General features: G+C 64.1%; 17 protein-coding genes. 14 read left to right on the top strand and 3 right to left on the bottom strand.

All coding sequences use genetic code 11. From position 1 onward, the window contains the following. The first annotated feature begins 32 nt into the window (after window positions 1-32). Genes fabZ through lpxB form a run of 4 tightly spaced genes read left to right on the top strand, consistent with a single transcriptional unit; the run spans window position 33 to window position 3,280 of the window. Entirely contained in the window at window positions 33-509 is a 477-nt protein-coding gene (gene fabZ, locus PAF12_RS05470; RefSeq protein ID WP_271109017.1) for a 3-hydroxyacyl-ACP dehydratase FabZ, read from the top strand. Then, window positions 502-1,284, top strand: a complete 783-nt coding sequence (gene lpxA, locus PAF12_RS05475) for an acyl-ACP--UDP-N-acetylglucosamine O-acyltransferase (protein WP_271109018.1) — start codon at window positions 502-504, stop codon at window positions 1,282-1,284. The genes fabZ and lpxA overlap by 8 nt, the downstream gene beginning before the upstream one ends. Further along, window positions 1,281-2,078 carry an LpxI family protein gene (locus PAF12_RS05480; protein ID WP_271109019.1) on the top strand — a complete coding sequence of 266 codons (798 nt, stop codon included), beginning with the start codon at window positions 1,281-1,283 and terminating at the stop codon, window positions 2,076-2,078. The genes lpxA and PAF12_RS05480 overlap by 4 nt, the downstream gene beginning before the upstream one ends. 29 nt (window positions 2,079-2,107) lie before the next feature. After that, a complete protein-coding gene (gene lpxB / locus PAF12_RS05485) occupies window positions 2,108-3,280 on the top strand; it encodes a lipid-A-disaccharide synthase (RefSeq protein ID WP_271109020.1) in 1,173 nt (390 codons plus the stop codon). Here lpxB and mnmA read toward each other — a convergent pair. Beyond that, on the bottom strand, window positions 3,265-4,383 hold the full coding sequence (gene mnmA / locus PAF12_RS05490; RefSeq protein ID WP_271109654.1) for a tRNA 2-thiouridine(34) synthase MnmA: 1,119 nt from the start codon (window positions 4,381-4,383) through the stop codon (window positions 3,265-3,267). The genes lpxB and mnmA overlap by 16 nt on opposite strands. 169 nt (window positions 4,384-4,552) lie before the next feature. Here mnmA and PAF12_RS05495 point away from each other — a divergent pair, with 169 nt between their 5' ends. From PAF12_RS05495 to PAF12_RS05520, 6 genes are all read left to right on the top strand, one after another. Continuing rightward, window positions 4,553-4,828 carry a DUF1153 domain-containing protein gene (locus tag PAF12_RS05495; protein ID WP_271109022.1) on the top strand — a complete coding sequence of 92 codons (276 nt, stop codon included), beginning with the start codon at window positions 4,553-4,555 and terminating at the stop codon, window positions 4,826-4,828. Between the two features lie 95 nt (window positions 4,829-4,923). Further along, on the top strand, window positions 4,924-5,634 hold the full coding sequence (gene ctrA, locus PAF12_RS05500) for a response regulator transcription factor CtrA (RefSeq protein ID WP_271109023.1): 711 nt from the start codon (window positions 4,924-4,926) through the stop codon (window positions 5,632-5,634). Between the two features lie 115 nt (window positions 5,635-5,749). Next, window positions 5,750-8,077, top strand: coding sequence for an NAD-dependent DNA ligase LigA (ligA, locus tag PAF12_RS05505; protein WP_271109024.1), 2,328 nt, complete (start codon window positions 5,750-5,752; stop codon window positions 8,075-8,077). Next, window positions 8,056-10,173 (top strand): ATP-dependent DNA helicase RecG, encoded by a 2,118-nt coding sequence (gene recG, locus PAF12_RS05510; protein WP_271109025.1) that lies wholly within the window; start codon window positions 8,056-8,058, stop codon window positions 10,171-10,173. The genes ligA and recG overlap by 22 nt, the downstream gene beginning before the upstream one ends. A gap of 71 nt (window positions 10,174-10,244) precedes the next feature. Beyond that, window positions 10,245-10,382 (top strand): hypothetical protein, encoded by a 138-nt coding sequence (locus tag PAF12_RS05515; RefSeq protein WP_271109026.1) that lies wholly within the window; start codon window positions 10,245-10,247, stop codon window positions 10,380-10,382. A 238-nt stretch (window positions 10,383-10,620) separates the two neighbouring features. After that, a complete protein-coding gene (locus PAF12_RS05520; protein ID WP_271109027.1) occupies window positions 10,621-12,165 on the top strand; it encodes a VOC family protein in 1,545 nt (514 codons plus the stop codon). Window positions 12,166-12,210: 45 nt separating this feature from the next. Here PAF12_RS05520 and PAF12_RS05525 read toward each other — a convergent pair whose 3' ends face one another. Continuing rightward, the gene (locus PAF12_RS05525) at window positions 12,211-13,071 is read right to left on the bottom strand and encodes a pirin family protein (protein WP_271109029.1); all 861 of its coding nucleotides are present in this window, start codon (window positions 13,069-13,071) and stop codon (window positions 12,211-12,213) included. Window positions 13,072-13,282: 211 nt separating this feature from the next. On the opposite strand from PAF12_RS05525, the gene PAF12_RS05530 reads away from it, so the two are divergent. From PAF12_RS05530 to PAF12_RS05545, 4 genes are read left to right on the top strand one after another with little or no spacing between them, the layout of a single operon-like run. Beyond that, a complete protein-coding gene (locus tag PAF12_RS05530) occupies window positions 13,283-13,873 on the top strand; it encodes an NADPH-dependent FMN reductase (RefSeq protein ID WP_271109031.1) in 591 nt (196 codons plus the stop codon). Window positions 13,874-13,925: 52 nt separating this feature from the next. Beyond that, window positions 13,926-14,498: a DoxX family protein gene (locus tag PAF12_RS05535; RefSeq protein ID WP_271109033.1), complete on the top strand. Its 573-nt coding sequence runs from the start codon at window positions 13,926-13,928 to the stop codon at window positions 14,496-14,498. 1 nt (window position 14,499) lies between these two features. Continuing rightward, on the top strand, window positions 14,500-14,814 hold the full coding sequence (locus tag PAF12_RS05540) for a GNAT family N-acetyltransferase (RefSeq protein ID WP_271109035.1): 315 nt from the start codon (window positions 14,500-14,502) through the stop codon (window positions 14,812-14,814). Window positions 14,815-14,816: 2 nt separating this feature from the next. Then, window positions 14,817-15,791 carry a glutathione S-transferase family protein gene (locus PAF12_RS05545; RefSeq protein ID WP_271109037.1) on the top strand — a complete coding sequence of 325 codons (975 nt, stop codon included), beginning with the start codon at window positions 14,817-14,819 and terminating at the stop codon, window positions 15,789-15,791. A gap of 69 nt (window positions 15,792-15,860) precedes the next feature. Here PAF12_RS05545 and PAF12_RS05550 read toward each other — a convergent pair whose 3' ends face one another. Next, on the bottom strand, window positions 15,861-16,640 hold the full coding sequence (locus tag PAF12_RS05550) for a VOC family protein (protein ID WP_271109038.1): 780 nt from the start codon (window positions 16,638-16,640) through the stop codon (window positions 15,861-15,863). Window positions 16,641-16,673 lie beyond the last annotated feature (33 nt).

Here is a 16,673-nt window from a genome sequence, read left to right on the forward strand (position 1 = left end):
ACCGTGTTCAACCTGTCAGGAAAGGTAGCATAATGGCCGAGACCCAGACGACCGACGCCGATATCGGCCTGATCCAGCGGATTATTCCGCATCGTTATCCATTCCTGCTGATCGACCGGGTGCGCGACATCGTTCCGCATAAATCCGGCGTCGGCATCAAGAATGTGACCTTCAACGAGCCGCATTTTCAGGGCCATTTCCCCGGCCAGCCGGTCATGCCCGGCGTGACCATCGTGGAGGCGATGGCCCAGACGGCGGCGGTTGTTGTGGGCGTCAGCCTCGATCTGGCCGATAAGGGGATGAACACCTATTTCATGGCCATCGACAAGGTGAAGTTCCGCCGCATGGTCGTTCCCGGCGACGTTCTGGAACTGGCGGTCGAGGTCAAGCGCGGCGGCGGCAAGATCTGGAAATTCGCCGGACGCGGCACGGTCGACGGCGAGCTTGCCTGCGAGGCGGAGTTTACCGCGATGATGGACCCGCCCGCGAAAGGCGGTGCGGATGGCTGAGACGCTCATCCACCCCTCTGCCGTGATCGCAGAGGGGGCGCAGATCGGACAGGGGGCCCGGATCGGGCCGTTCTGCTGCATCGGCCCGCAGGTCCGGCTGGGCGACCGGGTAGAACTGAAATCCCATGTCGTGATCGAGGGCGATACCGCCGTGGGCGAGGATAGCGTGGTGTTTCCCTTCGCCTCCATCGGGCAGGCACCTCAGGATCTGAAATTCAAGGGCGAGCAGACGCGGCTGGAGATCGGCGCACGCAACCGCATCCGCGAATATGTGACCATGAACCCCGGCACCGAAGGCGGCGGCGGGGTCACGCAGGTCGGGGATGACGGGTTGTTCATGTCCTCCTGCCATGTCGCGCATGACTGCCGGATCGGGGACCGCGTGGTGCTGGTGAACTCCGTCGCGGTGGCGGGGCATTGCCATATCGGCGATGACGTGGTGATCGGCGGGCTGTCGGGCATCCATCAATTCGTCCGCATCGGGCGCGGTGCCATGATCGGGGCCTTGTCGATGGTGACCGCCGATGTGCTGCCCTTCGGGCTGGTGCAGGGGCCGCGCGCACATCTGGACGGGCTGAACCTTGTCGGGCTGAAACGCCGCGGCGCGACGCGGGGCGAGATTGCCGAGCTTCGCCAGATGCTCGCCGGGTTGAGCGAGGGCGCGTTCCGTGACCGTGCGCGCGAGATGCAGGGTCAGGATCACGGCGACCGGGCGCGGGAGATGCTGGACTTCATCCTCGGCCCCTCGGATCGGAGCTTCTTGAAACCGCTATGAGCCGGACCGCCATCATTGCCGGGCAGGGCGCGCTTGCCCCGACTGTCGCCGCCATGCTGGATAATCCCGTAGTCGCAGCCCTTGAAGGCTTTGCGCCGCCGATCCCGCATGAGACCTTCCGGCTGGAACGGCTGGTGCCGTTTTTCGACTGGCTGGCCGATCAGGATGTCAGCCGCGTGACCTTCGCAGGCGCCGTTCGCCGCCCGCGTCTGGACCCGGAGGCGTTCGATCCGCGCACAGCCAGCCTCGTCCCGCGCATACTGACCGCGATGCAGTCAGGCGATGACGCGGCGCTGCGCGAGGTGATCGCGCTGTTCGAGGAGTTCGGCTTCACCGTTGCCGGCACCGCCGAGATCGCCCCCAATCTGGTGCCCGGCGCGGGCATGCTGGCCGGGGAGCCGTCGGCGGCGGATATTGCCGATGCAGACCGCGCCGCGAAGATTGTCGAGGGCTTGGGTGCGCTCGATCTCGGGCAGGGGGCGGTCGTGGCACAGGGGCTGTGCCTTGCGGTCGAGACGATACCGGGCACCGCCGCGATGCTGGAATTCGTCGCCCAGCATCAGGATATGCGCCCGCGCAAGAATGGCGCGCGCGGCGTGTTCTGGAAAGCGCCGAAGCCCGGGCAGGACCGGCGGATCGACCTGCCGACCATCGGGCCGGAGACGGTCGATCAGGCGGCGGCGGCGGGGCTGGCCGGGATCGCGTGGCAGGCGGGTGGCGTAATTCTGCTTGAGCGTGAAACGGCACTGGAACGCGCCCGCGATGCCGGTATATTCCTGTGGGCGCGCGACTAGCGGCGTGACGGTTTTCGTGCAATTCGGCAATGCGAAGGAGGTCCCGGATGCGTGTCTTCCTGATTGCGGGTGAGGCTTCGGGCGACAAGCTGGGCGGGGCGCTCATGGCCGGTCTGCGGACGCTTGCGCCGGATACGGGCTTCGACGGGATCGGCGGCGCGGAGATGCAGGCGGCAGGTCTGGTATCGCGCTTTCCGATGGACGAGCTGTCGGTGATGGGCATCGCCGAGGTGCTGCCGAAATACCGCCATCTGAAGCGCCGCATAGCGGAGACCGCTGCGGCTGTGGCCGAAACCGCGCCGGATGTGCTGCTGACCATCGACAGCCCGGATTTCTGCCTGCGTGTGGCGGCGGCGGCGAAGGCGCGCGGCTACACCGGGCCGGTCGTGCATTACGTCGCCCCCTCTGTCTGGGCGTGGCGTGCGGGGCGGGCGCAGAAAATGGCGAAGGTGGTGGATCACGTCCTCGCCCTGCTGCCCTTCGAGCCGCCCTATATGGAAGCCGCCGGGATGAGCTGCGATTTCGTCGGTCATCCGGTCGTCGCGGAAGAACGTGCCACGCCGGAGGAGGCGCTTGCGTTCCGCGAAGCGCATGAAATCGGCGCGGATGTGCCGCTGGTGATCTGCCTGCCCGGTTCCCGTCAGGGCGAGGTCGCCCGGCTTGCGCCGCGTTTTGACGAGGCGCTGATTCGGGTCCGCGACCGTATCCCGGAAATGCGGGTGGTGATTCCGACCGTGCCCGGCGTGTCGCGCATGGTGCGGGAAATGACCCGGCGCTGGCCGACCGCCCCGGTGGTGGTGGAGGACCCCGCCCAGAAGCGGGCGGCGTTCCGGGCGGCTGATCTGGCGCTGGCGGCGTCGGGGACGGTCAGCCTTGAACTGGCGGCGAATGCGGTGCCGATGGTGATCGCTTACGACATGGCGCCGGTTTCACGCTGGATGATCGGGATGTTGCTGAAAACCGATACGGTGACGCTGGTCAATCTGGTCAGCGAGACCCGCGCCGTGCCGGAGTTCTTGGGCCGCAAATGCACCCCGGATCAGATCGCCGGGGCGCTGCTCAATCTGCTGGAATATCCCGAGGGCCGTGCCGCGCAGATGGCTGCGATGTCGGCGACGATGCAGCGTCTGGGCGAAGGTGGTGCGCCGCCCGGCTTGCGGGCCGCGCATTCCGTGCTGGACTTCCTTCAGCGCCGGGCCTGAATCCAGCCGCCGCCCAGCACCCTCGTGCCGTCGGTTTCGTAGAACACGCAGGCCTGACCGGGGCTGACGCCTTCCTCCGGGTCCAGCAATTCGACCTCCGCGGTGCGTGGCCCCATTGCCCGCAGAATCGCCCCGCGTGGTGGACGGGTGGAGCGGATGCGGACGGCGATCTCGCGCGGCTCGCCCTCGAACGGGCCATCACCGATCCAGTTGACCTCGCCCACAGGGACGATCCGGGTCGACAGCGCCTCACGCGGGCCGACGATGACGCGGCGGGTCTCGGGGTCGAGCTTCACCACATAAAGCGGATCGCCCAGACCGCCGATGCCAAGCCCGCGCCGCTGACCGATCGTGTAGTGGATGACCCCGCGATGCTCGGCCAGCACATTGCCGTCCATATCCACGATCTCCCCCGGATCGGCCGCACCGGGACGCAGCTTTTCGATGACCGAGGCGTAGTTGCCGTTCGGCACGAAACAGATGTCCTGACTGTCCGGCTTATCCGCCACTGACAGCCCGTATTGCGCCGCCATTGCCCGCGTCTCTGCCTTGCTTTTCAGATGGCCAAGCGGGAAGCGCAGGAAATCGAGCTGCTCCTGCGTGGTGGAGAACAGGAAATAACTCTGATCGCGGGCCGGGTCGGCGGCCATGTGCAATTCGGCCCGTTCCGGCCCCATTCGACGCTGGATATAGTGTCCGGTTGCCATGCAATCGGCATCGAGATCGCGCGCCGTTTCCAGAAGGTCGCGAAATTTCACCCGTTCATTGCACCGAATGCAAGGAACCGGAGTCGCGCCGGCGAGATAAGCATCGGCGAATTCGTCGATCACCGACTCCTTAAATTTATTCTCATAGTCCAGAACGTAATGCGGGAATCCGACACGCTCGGCCACCCGCCTTGCGTCGTGAATATCCTGCCCTGCACAGCATGCGCCTTTTTTCGCCAGCGCCGCGCCGTGATCGTAAAGCTGTAGCGTCACGCCGATGACGTCATAACCTTCCTGTGCCAGATGCGCGGCCACGACCGAACTGTCGACGCCGCCGGACATGGCAACGACGACGCGCGTCTTCTCTGGGGGATTGACAAAACCCAAGGAATTCAGGCCACTATGGGCATGTTTTAGAGTTGTGGCTGTCACGGACGTCCTTTCAGGCGGCGTCTCCGCCGGTTCTTTGTTGAAAATTATAGGAACTATTCGTCCGTTCTTAAAGGGCGGGTTCATTGCTGATTAAGCCATGCATGGCAGCAATGCGTTGAGAAAGGAGCCATTTATGTATCTGCGAAAAACAGCCGGGCCGCGAACTGTGACACTGCCCAATGGCACGGTGCTGTCATATGCCGATCTGCCGCCGGTGGACACGCGCTGGGTCGCCTCGCGCAAGGCGACCGTGGTGTATGCGGTCGAATACGATCTCATCACCCGGAAAGAGGCGATTGAGCGCTACGGGCTTTCGGATGAGGAGTTTGAAAGCTGGCGGCGTGCCATCGAGAAACACGGCATACACGCTTTGCGTGTGACTACCCTTCAAAATTACAGACAATTTTAAGTTGTATTTGTCGCTGAATTCATATTTAGTAACAATATATTAAGCTTTGATCGTGATCGTTTCCTTGTGTCACGATACAATACGGGAAAAAAGTAATGCGTATCCTTCTGGTTGAAGATGACCCGGCAACGGCACGCGGCATTGAGATGATGCTGACCCATGCAAGCTATAACGTGTTTACCACGGATATGGGTGAGGAAGGGATCGATCTCGCGAAGCTGTATGATTACGATCTGATCCTGCTCGATCTGGATCTGCCGGATATGAGCGGGATCGACGTGCTGCGACAGATCCGTCTGTCGCGCATCGACACGCCGATCCTGATCCTCACCGGCTCCGACGATACGGAGGTCAAGCTGCGCGGCTTCGGCTTCGGTGCCGATGACTATATGACCAAGCCCTTCAACCGGGCGGAGCTGGTGGCCCGGATCGCGGCGATCATCCGGCGGTCGCAGGGTCACGCCCAGGCGATCATCCAGACCGGCGATCTGGTGGTCAATCTCGACGCCCGCTCGGTCGAGGTGCATGGCAAGCCGGTCAACCTGACTGGCAAGGAGTATCAGATCCTTGAATTGCTGACCATGCGCAAGGGGACGACGCTGACCAAGGAGATGTTCCTCAACCATCTTTACGGCGGCATGGATGAGCCGGAATTGAAGATCATCGATGTGTTCATCTGCAAGCTGCGCAAGAAGCTGTCGGCGGCGATGAACGGCGAAAATCATATCGAAACCGTCTGGGGCCGCGGCTATGTGCTGCGCGACCCGCAACCCACTGCGCAGGAAAGGCTGGCCGTGGGCGCCTGACCGGCGGGACGTTCACGATGGCCGCGCTGATCTCTGGTCAGGCGGGCGAGGACGGTCTATCACCCGTCAGGGGCGGCCCGCATCATCCGGGCCGGGAACATGACGGGAGCGAGCGATGTCGAAGCCGGGTCGGGGCGGTTCGGATAGTGGCGATGCCGGGGCGCAGGATCGCGGCACGGATGTTCAGGCCGTGCTTGCCGCCCTGGATGCGACCGACACCGCCGCGCTGGCGGAGGCGGAAGCAGGCGATTACATTGCGCAGCTTTCCGAGATCCTGACGCGCGCAGATCTGGCCTATCACCGGGACGATGCGCCGGTGATCTCGGATGCGGATTATGACCGGGCGAAACGGCGTCTGGCCGAACTGGAAGCGGCGTTTCCCGCGCTCGCCCGTCCCGACAGCCCGACCGGGCAAGTCGGCGCCGCCCCGTCGGAGGCGTTTGGCAAGGTCACCCATGCACAGCGCATGATGTCGCTCGGCAATGCGTTTTCCGATGAAGAGGTCACGGATTTTGTCGGCCGGGTCCGCAGCTTTCTGGGGCTGGGGGCGGAGGCCGAACTCGACTTCACGGCGGAACCCAAAATCGATGGGCTGTCGCTGTCGCTGCGCTACGAAAACGGTGTTCTGGTGCAGGCGGCGACGCGGGGCGACGGCACGGTCGGTGAGAATGTCACCGCGAATGCCCGGACGATCAGCGACATCCCGCAGGAACTCAGCGGCGATGTGCCGGAGATATTGGAGGTGCGGGGCGAGGTTTACATGTCCCACGCCGATTTCGCGGCGCTGAATGCGGGCGATGGCGCGCGGGTGTTCGCCAATCCGCGCAACGCTGCCGCCGGATCGCTGCGCCAGCTTGATGCGGAGGTGACCCGGTCCCGTCCGCTGCGCTTCTTCGCCTATAGCTGGGGCGAGGTGAGCGCGCCGCTGGCAGAAACGCAGATCGGTGCGGTTAAGCGTCTGGCAAGTATTGGGTTTCAGACCAATCCGCTGACCAGGCTGTGTCACAACGCCAAGGACATGATCGCCCATTGGGCGCTGATCGAGGCGCAGCGGGCAAGTCTCGGCTATGACATCGACGGGGTGGTCTACAAGGTGAACAACCTTGGCTATCAGGCGCGGCTCGGCTTTCGCGCGACAACGCCCCGCTGGGCGCTGGCGCATAAATTCCCGGCCGAAACCGCGTGGACGCGGCTGAACGGGATCGACATTCAGGTCGGCCGGACGGGGGCATTGTCGCCGGTGGCGCGGCTGGACCCGGTGACGGTCGGCGGCGTTACCGTCTCTAACGCGACGCTGCATAACGAGGATTACATCGCCGGGGTGAATTCCAACGGCGAGAAGATCCGGGACACGGATATCCGCGTCGGGGACTGGGTGAAGGTCTATCGCGCCGGTGACGTGATCCCGAAGATCTCGGACGTGGATGAGGCGAAGCGGAGCGGGGCGGAGCAGCCTTTCGCGTTCCCCGAAACCTGCCCGGAATGCGGCTCCGCCGCCATTCGGGAGCCTGGTGACGCGGTGCGCCGCTGCACGGGCGGTCTGATCTGTCCGGCGCAGGCGATTGAGAAGCTGAAACATTTCGTCAGTCGCGGGGCGTTTGACATCGAGGGGTTGGGCGCAAAGCAGGTGGAGGCGTTTTACCATGACGACACCCTGCCGATCCGCAGCCCCGCCGATATTTTCACGCTGAAGGCGCGCGATGACGCCAATATCCCGAAGCTGAAGAACCGCGATGGCTGGGGGGAGACCTCCGCCAGCAACCTGTTCGAGGCGATCGGGGCGCGGCGGCATATTCCGCTGGCCCGGCTGATCTATGCGCTCGGCATCCGCCATGTCGGGGAGGTCGTCGCAGCCGATCTGGCGCGGTATTACGGCAATTGGGCCAGTTTCGCCGCCGAGGTCGACGCGGCGATCCCGGCGGCGGAGCGTCACATGGAAGCCGATGAGGCCGTGCTGCATGAGCGCGCGGCGGCGGCAAGCGAGGGCCGGCGGGCGCGGGTGTCCGCCACGCGGGACGCCGTTCTGGCGCGCGCGCCTGCCTTGCCGGGTGAGGCGGTCGCAGCCTATGAATCGCTGATCAATATCGACGGGATCGGCGCGGTCGTGGCGCAATCGCTCTGCGCGACATTCGCCCAAGCCCGCGAGCGGGAGATGATCGAGACGCTCGTGGCACTTCTCGATCCGCAAGACGCGGAGCAGCCGGATACCGAAGGCAGCGCGGTTGCGGGCAAGACCATCGTTTTCACCGGCACGCTGGAAAAGATGACACGGGCGGAGGCGAAGGCGCGGGCGGAAGCTCTGGGTGCCAAGGTCGCCGGGTCGGTGTCGTCCAAAACCGATATTCTGGTCGCCGGTCCCGGTGCCGGGTCGAAGGCCAGGAAAGCGGCGGATCTGGGGGTCGAGGTGATCGACGAGGATGCATGGCTGAGCCTGATCGGATAGCGCCCAAGGGCCGCCCGCCGGTCCTGTTCCCGCTATTTGCGGGCGTCGAGACCCTGCCGGGGATCGGCCCGAAAGCGGCGGCGGCGCTTGAGAATATCGGCGTGACCCGTCCGCGCGATCTGATCTTTACGCTTCCCAACAGCGGCATCAGGCGGCGTGCGGTCAATGCCGTTGCCGAACTGCGCCCGCCGGAAATTGCGACGATCACCGTGACGCCTGACCGCCATGCTGCGCCGACCGCTCGGGGGCGGCCCTATCGGGTGATCTGTTCGGACGGGCACGGGGGCGATCTGGTGCTGATCTTCTTTCACGCCCGCCGGGATTGGCTGGAGCGTGAATTGCCGGTCGGCCAGAAGCGCATCGTCTCTGGCAAGGTGGAGCTGTTCGACGGCATCGCGCAGATGGTCCATCCCGACCATATCCTGCCCGTGAGCGAGGCCCCGCCCGCGGATTTTGAGCCGGTCTATCCGCTGACCGCGGGCGTGACGCAGCGCCAGATGGGCAAGGCGGTCGAGGCGGCGCTGACCCGCGCGCCGGAACTGGCGGAGTGGATTGATGAGGCGTTGCTGACGCGTGAGGGCTGGCCCGGCTGGCAGGAGGCGCTGGCGCAGGCGCACGCGCCCGTATCGCCCGCCGATCTGGCGGCATCCGCGAAACCGCGCGCACGGCTGGCCTATGATGAGCTGTTCGCCCATCAGATCACGCTGGCGCTTGCCCGCCGCCAGAACCGGCGCGGCAAGGGGCGGGTGACGCGGGGCAATGGCCGGTTGCAGGCGCAGGTGCTCGATCATCTGCCCTGGCCGCCGACCGGGGCGCAGCGCCGCGCCGTGGCGGAGATTGCCGCCGATATGGCCGCGCCGGAGCGGATGAACCGGCTGCTTCAGGGCGATGTCGGGGCGGGCAAGACGCTGGTCGCGATGCTCTCGCTGCTGATCGCGGTCGAGGCGGGCGGGCAGGGCGTCATGATGGCCCCGACGGAGCTTCTGGCGCGGCAGCATCTCAAGGCGCTGTTGCCGCTGGCCGAGGCGGCGGGGATCCGGATCGAGGCGCTGACCGGCCGGGACAAGGGCGAGGCGCGGGCCAATATCCTGACCGATCTGGCCGAGGGGCGGATTGACATATTGGTCGGCACCCATGCCGTGTTTCAGGATGAGGTGCGGTTTCACGACCTGCGCCTTGCCGTGATCGACGAGCAGCATCGTTTCGGCGTCGCGCAGCGGGTGAAGCTGGCGGCGAAGGGCGAAACCGCGCCGCCCGATGTGCTGGTGATGACCGCCACGCCGATTCCGCGCTCGCTGGCGCTGTCGCAATATGGCGATCTGGACCTGTCGGTGCTGGATGAGAAACCGCCGGGCCGCAAGCCGATCACCACGGTGATGCTGGATGATCGCCGCATGGATGAGATCGTGGACCGCATCGGCAAGGCCGTCGCGGGCGGGGCGCGGGCCTATTGGGTCTGCCCGCTGGTCGAGGAATCGGAACTCTCGGACCTGACCGCCGCCGAGGCGCGGTTCTCGGCGCTGCGGGCGCGGTTTGGCGAGGCTGTGCGGATGGTACACGGCCAGATGCCCGCCGACGAACGCGACGCGGCGATGGCGGATTTCGTCGCGGGGCGTGCGCAGATCCTCGTTGCGACCACGGTGATCGAGGTCGGGGTGGACGTGCCCGAAGCCTCGATCATGGTGATCGAGCGGGCGGAGAGTTTCGGGCTGGCGCAGCTGCACCAGCTGCGCGGGCGTGTCGGGCGGGGGCAGGCGGCGTCGAGCTGTGTGCTGATGTATCACGCGCCCCTGTCGGAAAGCGGGGCGAAGCGGCTACAGACCCTGCGCGAGACGGAGGACGGTTTCCGTATTGCCGAGGTCGATCTGGAGATGCGGGGTGCAGGCGATCTGATCGGGACCGCGCAATCCGGCCTGCCGCGCTTCCGCATTGCCGATCTGGAACGGCAGGCGCCGCTGATGCAGGTGGCGCAGCGCGATGCCCGTGCGTTTCTGGAAAAAGACCCGGAGATGAGCAGCGAACGGGGCCGTGCCGTGCGGGCGCTTTTATGGCTGATGGAACAGGATCAGGCGATCAGATTGATAAAATCCGGTTAAATGTTCTCTAAAAGTTCTTGCCGAATCGCGTTCGATGTGAGAACAAAGAGGCAACTCTAAGGGAGATTGCCATGACTGACGCCGTAAAATCCGTTCTGACGTCCGAAAATACCTCGCTCCGCGAACTTGCTGCGGATGCGCTTGGGGTGATCGCGATCTCGGTTTCGACCGTGGCGATGCTCTGGCTTCCTGCGATTTTGTCTGCCTGACCTGTTCCGTGACGGCTCCCCGGCCCCGGAAAGGTTCCTGCGGGTGGTGCGGCCCCGGCCCATCACCCGCTTTTTTATTTGCCGTGTGAAATGAGTTTTTTTGACAGGGAGGGTTTTGGCTTTTCGACTTATGCGTCCGCCGCTGGTTGCGGGTCTGGTGATTGATCCGCGTCTGGACATTCGCGCCGGTATCGGCGTTGCTGTGCGCAAAGGGTAACGAGTTATACGGGGCAGCAAGGTGGACGGAAAAAGCGTCACCGGCATTCATCATGTCACCGCGATCACGCGCGATGTGCAGCGGAATGTCGATTTCTATGCCGGGTTTCTTGGGCTGCGGCTGGTCAAGCAGACCGGCGGTTTTGAGGACGGCGCGCAGCTGCATCTGATCTATGGGGATCAACTGGGCAGCCCGGGTTCGCTGATCACGTTTCTGGTATGGCAGCATGGCGCACCGGGTCGCGTCGGGCTGGGCCAGATCAGCGAGATCGGTTTTGCCGTGCCGCCGGACAGTATCGGCGAGTGGCTGCAAAAGGCGATGTCGGCAGGGGTGTCCGTCGATGGCCCGAAAAAGGAACTGGGCGAGACGGTTTTGCGGCTGCGCGATCCTGACGGGATTATCGTGAAGCTGATCGGGATCGATCTGCCTGCCGCCGCAGCACTACCCGATATGCAGGCCCTGCGTCGCATCCGCTCGGTCACCATCTTGACGGCGGATGCCGAAGCGACGGCTGAATTTGCGGCCCGGTTCGGTTATCGCCGGGTTGCGCAGGACGGGCCGTTCACGCGAATGGCCTCAGATACGGATGTGATCGACCTGCGCCAATCCGCCGGTTTTGTGGACGGCGCACCGGGAACGGGGGTGTTCGATCATGTCGCCTTTCGCGCGCCTGATGTGGATGCGGTACGGCAGATGCGGCTGGACCTGCGGGATCATGACGGCGTGACTAATGTGCATGACCGCAAATATTTCCTGTCGCTTTACGTTCGCGAACCGGCGGGGACGCTGTTCGAATATGCCACGGACGGGCCCGGCATGACGGTCGATGAGGCGGCGGAGGATCTTGGCCAGACCCTGATGATTCCGCCCGCCGATGCAGCCCGCGCCGATGATCTGCGGGTGATCCTGCCGCAATTCGCCCTGCCCGGAGAGGAGAGATGGCCGATGCGCGATCTGCAATTCATACACCGTTTTCACCGGCCCGACGATGCCGATGGCTCGGTCATCGTGCTGATGCATGGCACTGGCGGCGACGAAACCGATCTGATGCCGCTGGCGCATCGCGCCGCGCCACGCGCCACGCTGTTGGGCGTGCGGGGACGTTCGACGGAAGAAGGGATCAACCGCTGGTTCCGCCGTTATGACGCTGTCACCTACGATCAGGCCGATATCCTGGCGGAGGCGGCTGCATTTGCCGCATTCATGGGGGATGCGATCCGTGGATATGGGCTCGACGCGGCGCGGATCACCCATCTGGGCTATTCGAACGGCGCGAACCTGTTGGGCGCGGTCATGCGCCTGCACCCCGATGCAGTCAGCCGGGCGATCATGCTGCGCGGGATCGAGATATTGGAGGACGCACCGTCTTCGGCGCTTTCCGGCAAACAGGCGCTGATCCTGACCGGGGCGCGTGATCCGTTTGCGCGCATGGCACCGGCGCTTGAAACCTCGCTTCGCAAGTCTGGGGTCGATCTGGATGCGCGGGTTATCGCGGCAGGGCATGAACTCGCGGCGGAGGATCTGTCAGCCGTTGAGGCTTGGCTGAGCGCGCATGAAAATCGCTGAGCGGAAAGGCGGCGGCGCGATCCGCCGCCTTTCCTGTCGTCTCACTTACAGCTTGCCGAAGCGGCCTGCGTTGAAATCCGTGATGGCCTGACGGATTTCGGCTTCGGTGTTCATGACGAACGGCCCATAAGCCGCGACCGGCTCATCAATCGGTTCGCCGGAGAGGATCAGCAGCTTGGCATCGGACGCGGCTGCGACGGTGAACTCGCCCCCGTCGCGTGACAGCAGCGCGGTCGAGGCGTCGGAGAGCTTTGTTTCACCATTCACCGTGACCTTGCCACTCAGGACAACCACCGTCACGTTATGACCGTCGACCGGATGCAGCGTGACCGACTTGCCGGGGTTCAGGCGCAGATCCCAGACGTCGATCGGGGTGAAGGTCTTCGCGGGCCCTTCCGTGTTGTCGAACGAACCGGCGATGACCCGCATTTGCCCGGCGTCATCCGGCAGGGGAACCGACGGGATCTCGCCATCGGGGATACCCTGATAGCCCGGCTCGGCGGATTTGTCCCTGGCGGGCAGGTTGACCCAAAGCTGCACCATCTCGAAATTGCCGCCGGTCGCGGTAAAATCATGGCTGTGGAATTCTTTATGCAGAATGCCGCTGCCCGCTGTCATCCACTGCACGTCGCCCTTGCGGATCACGCCGCCGCGACCTGTGGAATCGCCGTGCTCGACCTCGCCGTCATAAACGATGGTGACGGTTTCAAAGCCCTTATGCGGGTGAACATCGACGCCGCGCGGCATGTCCGCCGGTTCGAACTGATATGGCCCGCCATAATCGAGCAGCAGGAACGGCGAATGCCCGTTGCCGCCGCCCATATGTGAAAACAGCGAACGGACCGGGAAGCCGTCACCGACCCAATGGGCCTGCGGCGCGGTGCTGGTAGAGAGGATCTGACGCATCGGAAAACTCCTGACATTATGGGGCGGGTTGCCGCCGTTGCCAGAAAGGTTGGGACGGCATGGCCTGACGGCAAGGTTTAATCCGTTCGGCAAAACAGAACGCCGCATTACCAATTCCGGTTCTGGCGCTTCCGGCGTGGGATGCGCAGTCTGTTACCCGGAACAACCGCGCGACTGATCCGTTATGGTCGCGACAGACAAGGAGCATGTTATGAGTAAACCGAAAATCGGCATTATCATCAGTTCGACCCGCGACACACGCTTTGCGGACAAACCGGCGCAATGGCTGCTGGAAAACGCCCGTCAGCGCGACGATCTGGAGTTTGAATTGCTCGATCTTCGCGATTTCGATCTGCCGTTCTTCAATGAGCCTGCCTCCAATAACTGGATGCCGTCGCAGGACCCGAACGCGGTCAAATGGCAAGAAACGCTGGCCGGTTTCGATGGGTTCATCTTCCTTGTCGCGGAATATAACCACTCCATCACCGGGCCGCTGAAAAACGCGCTGGATCAGGCTTACAAGGAATGGATCCGCAAACCGGCAGCGGCTATGGGCTATGGCGGGGTCGGTGCTGCGCGCGCGGTCGAGCATCTGCGCAACATCGCGGTCGAGCTGCAGATGGTGCCGCTGCGCAATGCGGTCCATCTCGGCGGCGGCGAGTTCATGAAGGTCAGCCCGCTGGGCCAGAATGGCGAGATGGCCGAGGTTCATGATGTGCTGAAACCGTCGCTGGACGCGATGCTGGATGAGCTGGCATGGTGGACCGACGCGACCAGGACGGCGCGGGCGAAAACCGCGTAACTCTGTCAGGGCGGTCCTTTGGGCCGCCTTTTCTCCATCACGGGAGTTGAGAATGAGCCGCTATGACCGTCACCAGACCCGACTGATCCTGCCCTTTATGGGGCCGTTTTACGAAAATTTCGCCAAGCCGCTGGCCCATCTCGGGCTGCGGGTCGTCGTCGGCGTGATGCTGATGATGGAGGGGTGGCCGAAGATCGTGGCGCCGTTCGCGCAGGCCGGGTTTACCGAAAGCCTCGGCTTCTATCCCGGCTGGTTCTGGTCGGCGGCGCTGGCGGTGATGCAATTCGTCGGTGGGCTGATGATCGTGGTGGGTTTTCTGACCCGGCCGGTGGTGCTGGCGAATGCGGTCATGCTGGCGGTGACGCTGTGGTTTCATGTGACCCATCCTTACGGCGATGTTTTCCTGTCGCCTGAAGGGATGCAGACGCTGTCCGAAAATGCCGCACTGTTCAGCGAGGCCGGCTTGGCCAATCTGCGGGCCGATGGCGGGGCGCTGTTCCTGGCGCAGGTGCAGTCCAAGGCCGAGGATCTGTCATTGTTGTGGACGGTCGCGGCGCTGTTCCTCGCGGCGTTCGGGGCCGGTCCGATCTCTGTCGATCGCACGATATTGAAACGGGAGTTCTAGCATGTCCGAGATCAAGATTTCCAAGGAAGATGACGGCAAGCGGGGCCGCTATGTCGCCGTGATCGACGGCGTCGAAGGGGAGGGGGAGATCACATGGACCCGCCCCGGCCCCGACCTCATCAGCGCGAACCACACCGGCGTACCGGACAGCATGGCCGGGCAGGGCGTCGCGAAAGCAATGCTGGATTTCATGCTGGACGACGCGCGGGCGAACGGTTTCCGCATTATCCCCGTCTGCCCGTTCATCGCGAAACAATATGCGAAACATCCTGAATGGTCGGGTAGTTTCGCGGCGAAACCCAAGGCGAAAGGCTGAATATGGGCCAGCTTATCGACGGCGAATGGCACGACCAGTGGTATGACACGAAAAGCACCGGCGGGCGGTTCAAGCGCACGACGACGGCGTGGCGCAACTGGATCACGGCGGATGGCAGCGCGGGCCCCTCGGGCGAGGGCGGGTTCGCGGCGGAGAGCGGGCGCTATCACCTCTATGTTTGCCTCGCCTGTCCCTGGGCGCATCGGGCGCTGATCTTTCGGGCGATCAAGGGGCTGACGCCGCATATTTCGGTGTCGGTCGTGCATCCCGACATGCTGACGGAGGGGTGGGAGTTTCGTAGCGATTATCCCGGTGCGACCGGCGACGATCTGTTCGGTGCGAAATATCTGCGCGACATCTATCTGCGCGCGGACCCGAAAGCCTCGGGCCGGGTGACGGTGCCGGTGCTGTGGGACAAGGCGCGCGATACGATTGTCAGCAATGAAAGTGCAGAGATCATCCGCATGTTCAACTCGGCCTTCAACGGGCTGACCGGGAACGAGGATGATTATTACCCGGAGGCGCTGCGCGACCGTATCAACGAGGTGAATGACCGCGTCTATGACACGGTGAATAACGGCGTCTACAAGGCCGGTTTTGCCACCTCGCAGGAGGCCTATGACGAGGCGGTCGGGCCGTTATTTGACAGCCTCGACTGGCTGGAGGGGCTGCTGGCAGAGAACCGCTACCTGACCGGCGACCGGCTGACGGAGGCTGACTGGCGTCTGTTCACGACCGCGCTGCGCTTCGATCCGGTTTATCACACGCATTTCAAATGCAACCGGGCGTGGCTCAGGGAATACCCGAACCTCTGGGGCTGGACGCGAGAACTTTACCAGTTCCCCGGCGTCGCGGAGACGGTGAATTTCGACCATATCGTGCGTCATTATCACTACAGCCATGAGACGATTAACCCGCACCGGATCATCCCGATCAACCCGGTGATAGACTGGGACGCGCCGCACGGGCGTGGCTAGGCGGCGGTTCTGCGCATCGAAAAGGGCGGCTCCCGGCACGGGGCCGCCCTTTTGCTGTTCATGGCCGGATCATGCGGCTTTCAGAATGAACCCGGTCCCGTCGGGGTCGGTGATGCGGGCTGACGACAACCCGCTTTCCGGCGTGACCGTCAGTCCGATTTCGGCCAGCCCGATGGACGGGAACCGGCGCGGTCCCGCACCCCGGCTGTTCCAGGTATTCGCTGCAAGCTGGTGGTGGTAACCACCCGATCCGAACCACGCCCCGCCTTGCCCGACCAGCGTTTCGGTCAGGCCGAGTTGCCCGGTCGCGAAGTCCCGCGCCGCCGACAGCTCGGAGGTGGAAAGATGCACATGACCAACCTTGCTTCCGTCCGGCATTCCCATCCAGGGACCGTGACCGGCGGCAAGCACGCCCTCGACATCCATCCGCTCGGTGATCATATGCACCTTGTCACCGTCGCGCTGCCAGCTGCTTTCCGGGCGGTCGATATAGATTTCGATGCCGTTGCCTTCCGGGTCGGACAGATACACCGCCTCGCTGACGGCGTGATCGGATGCGCCGGAGAGTTGCTGTCCGGTCTCCGCCGCGTGGCGCAGCCAGCGACCGAGATCGCCGCGTTCGGGCATCAGAAACGCCGTGTGAAACAGCCCGGCCGCATTGCGTGGCGGGCGCGGCGCGTGGCGGTCCGCGCGCAGTTCGAGGAGCGTCCGACCGCCCGCCCCAAGGGTGGCGGTCTCGCCATCCCCGGTCAGCGGCGTCAGGCCGATGATATTGGCGTAGAAATCGCGCATCCCGGTCAGATCGTTCACGGTCAGCGCGACATAGGAGATTTCGACTGGATAGGTCATTGTGTTCTCGCCTTGTTATGCGGGGCAGCAGGG

The sequence above is a fragment of the Paracoccus sp. SCSIO 75233 genome (assembly GCF_027912675.1).
Lineage (GTDB): Bacteria > Pseudomonadota > Alphaproteobacteria > Rhodobacterales > Rhodobacteraceae > Paracoccus.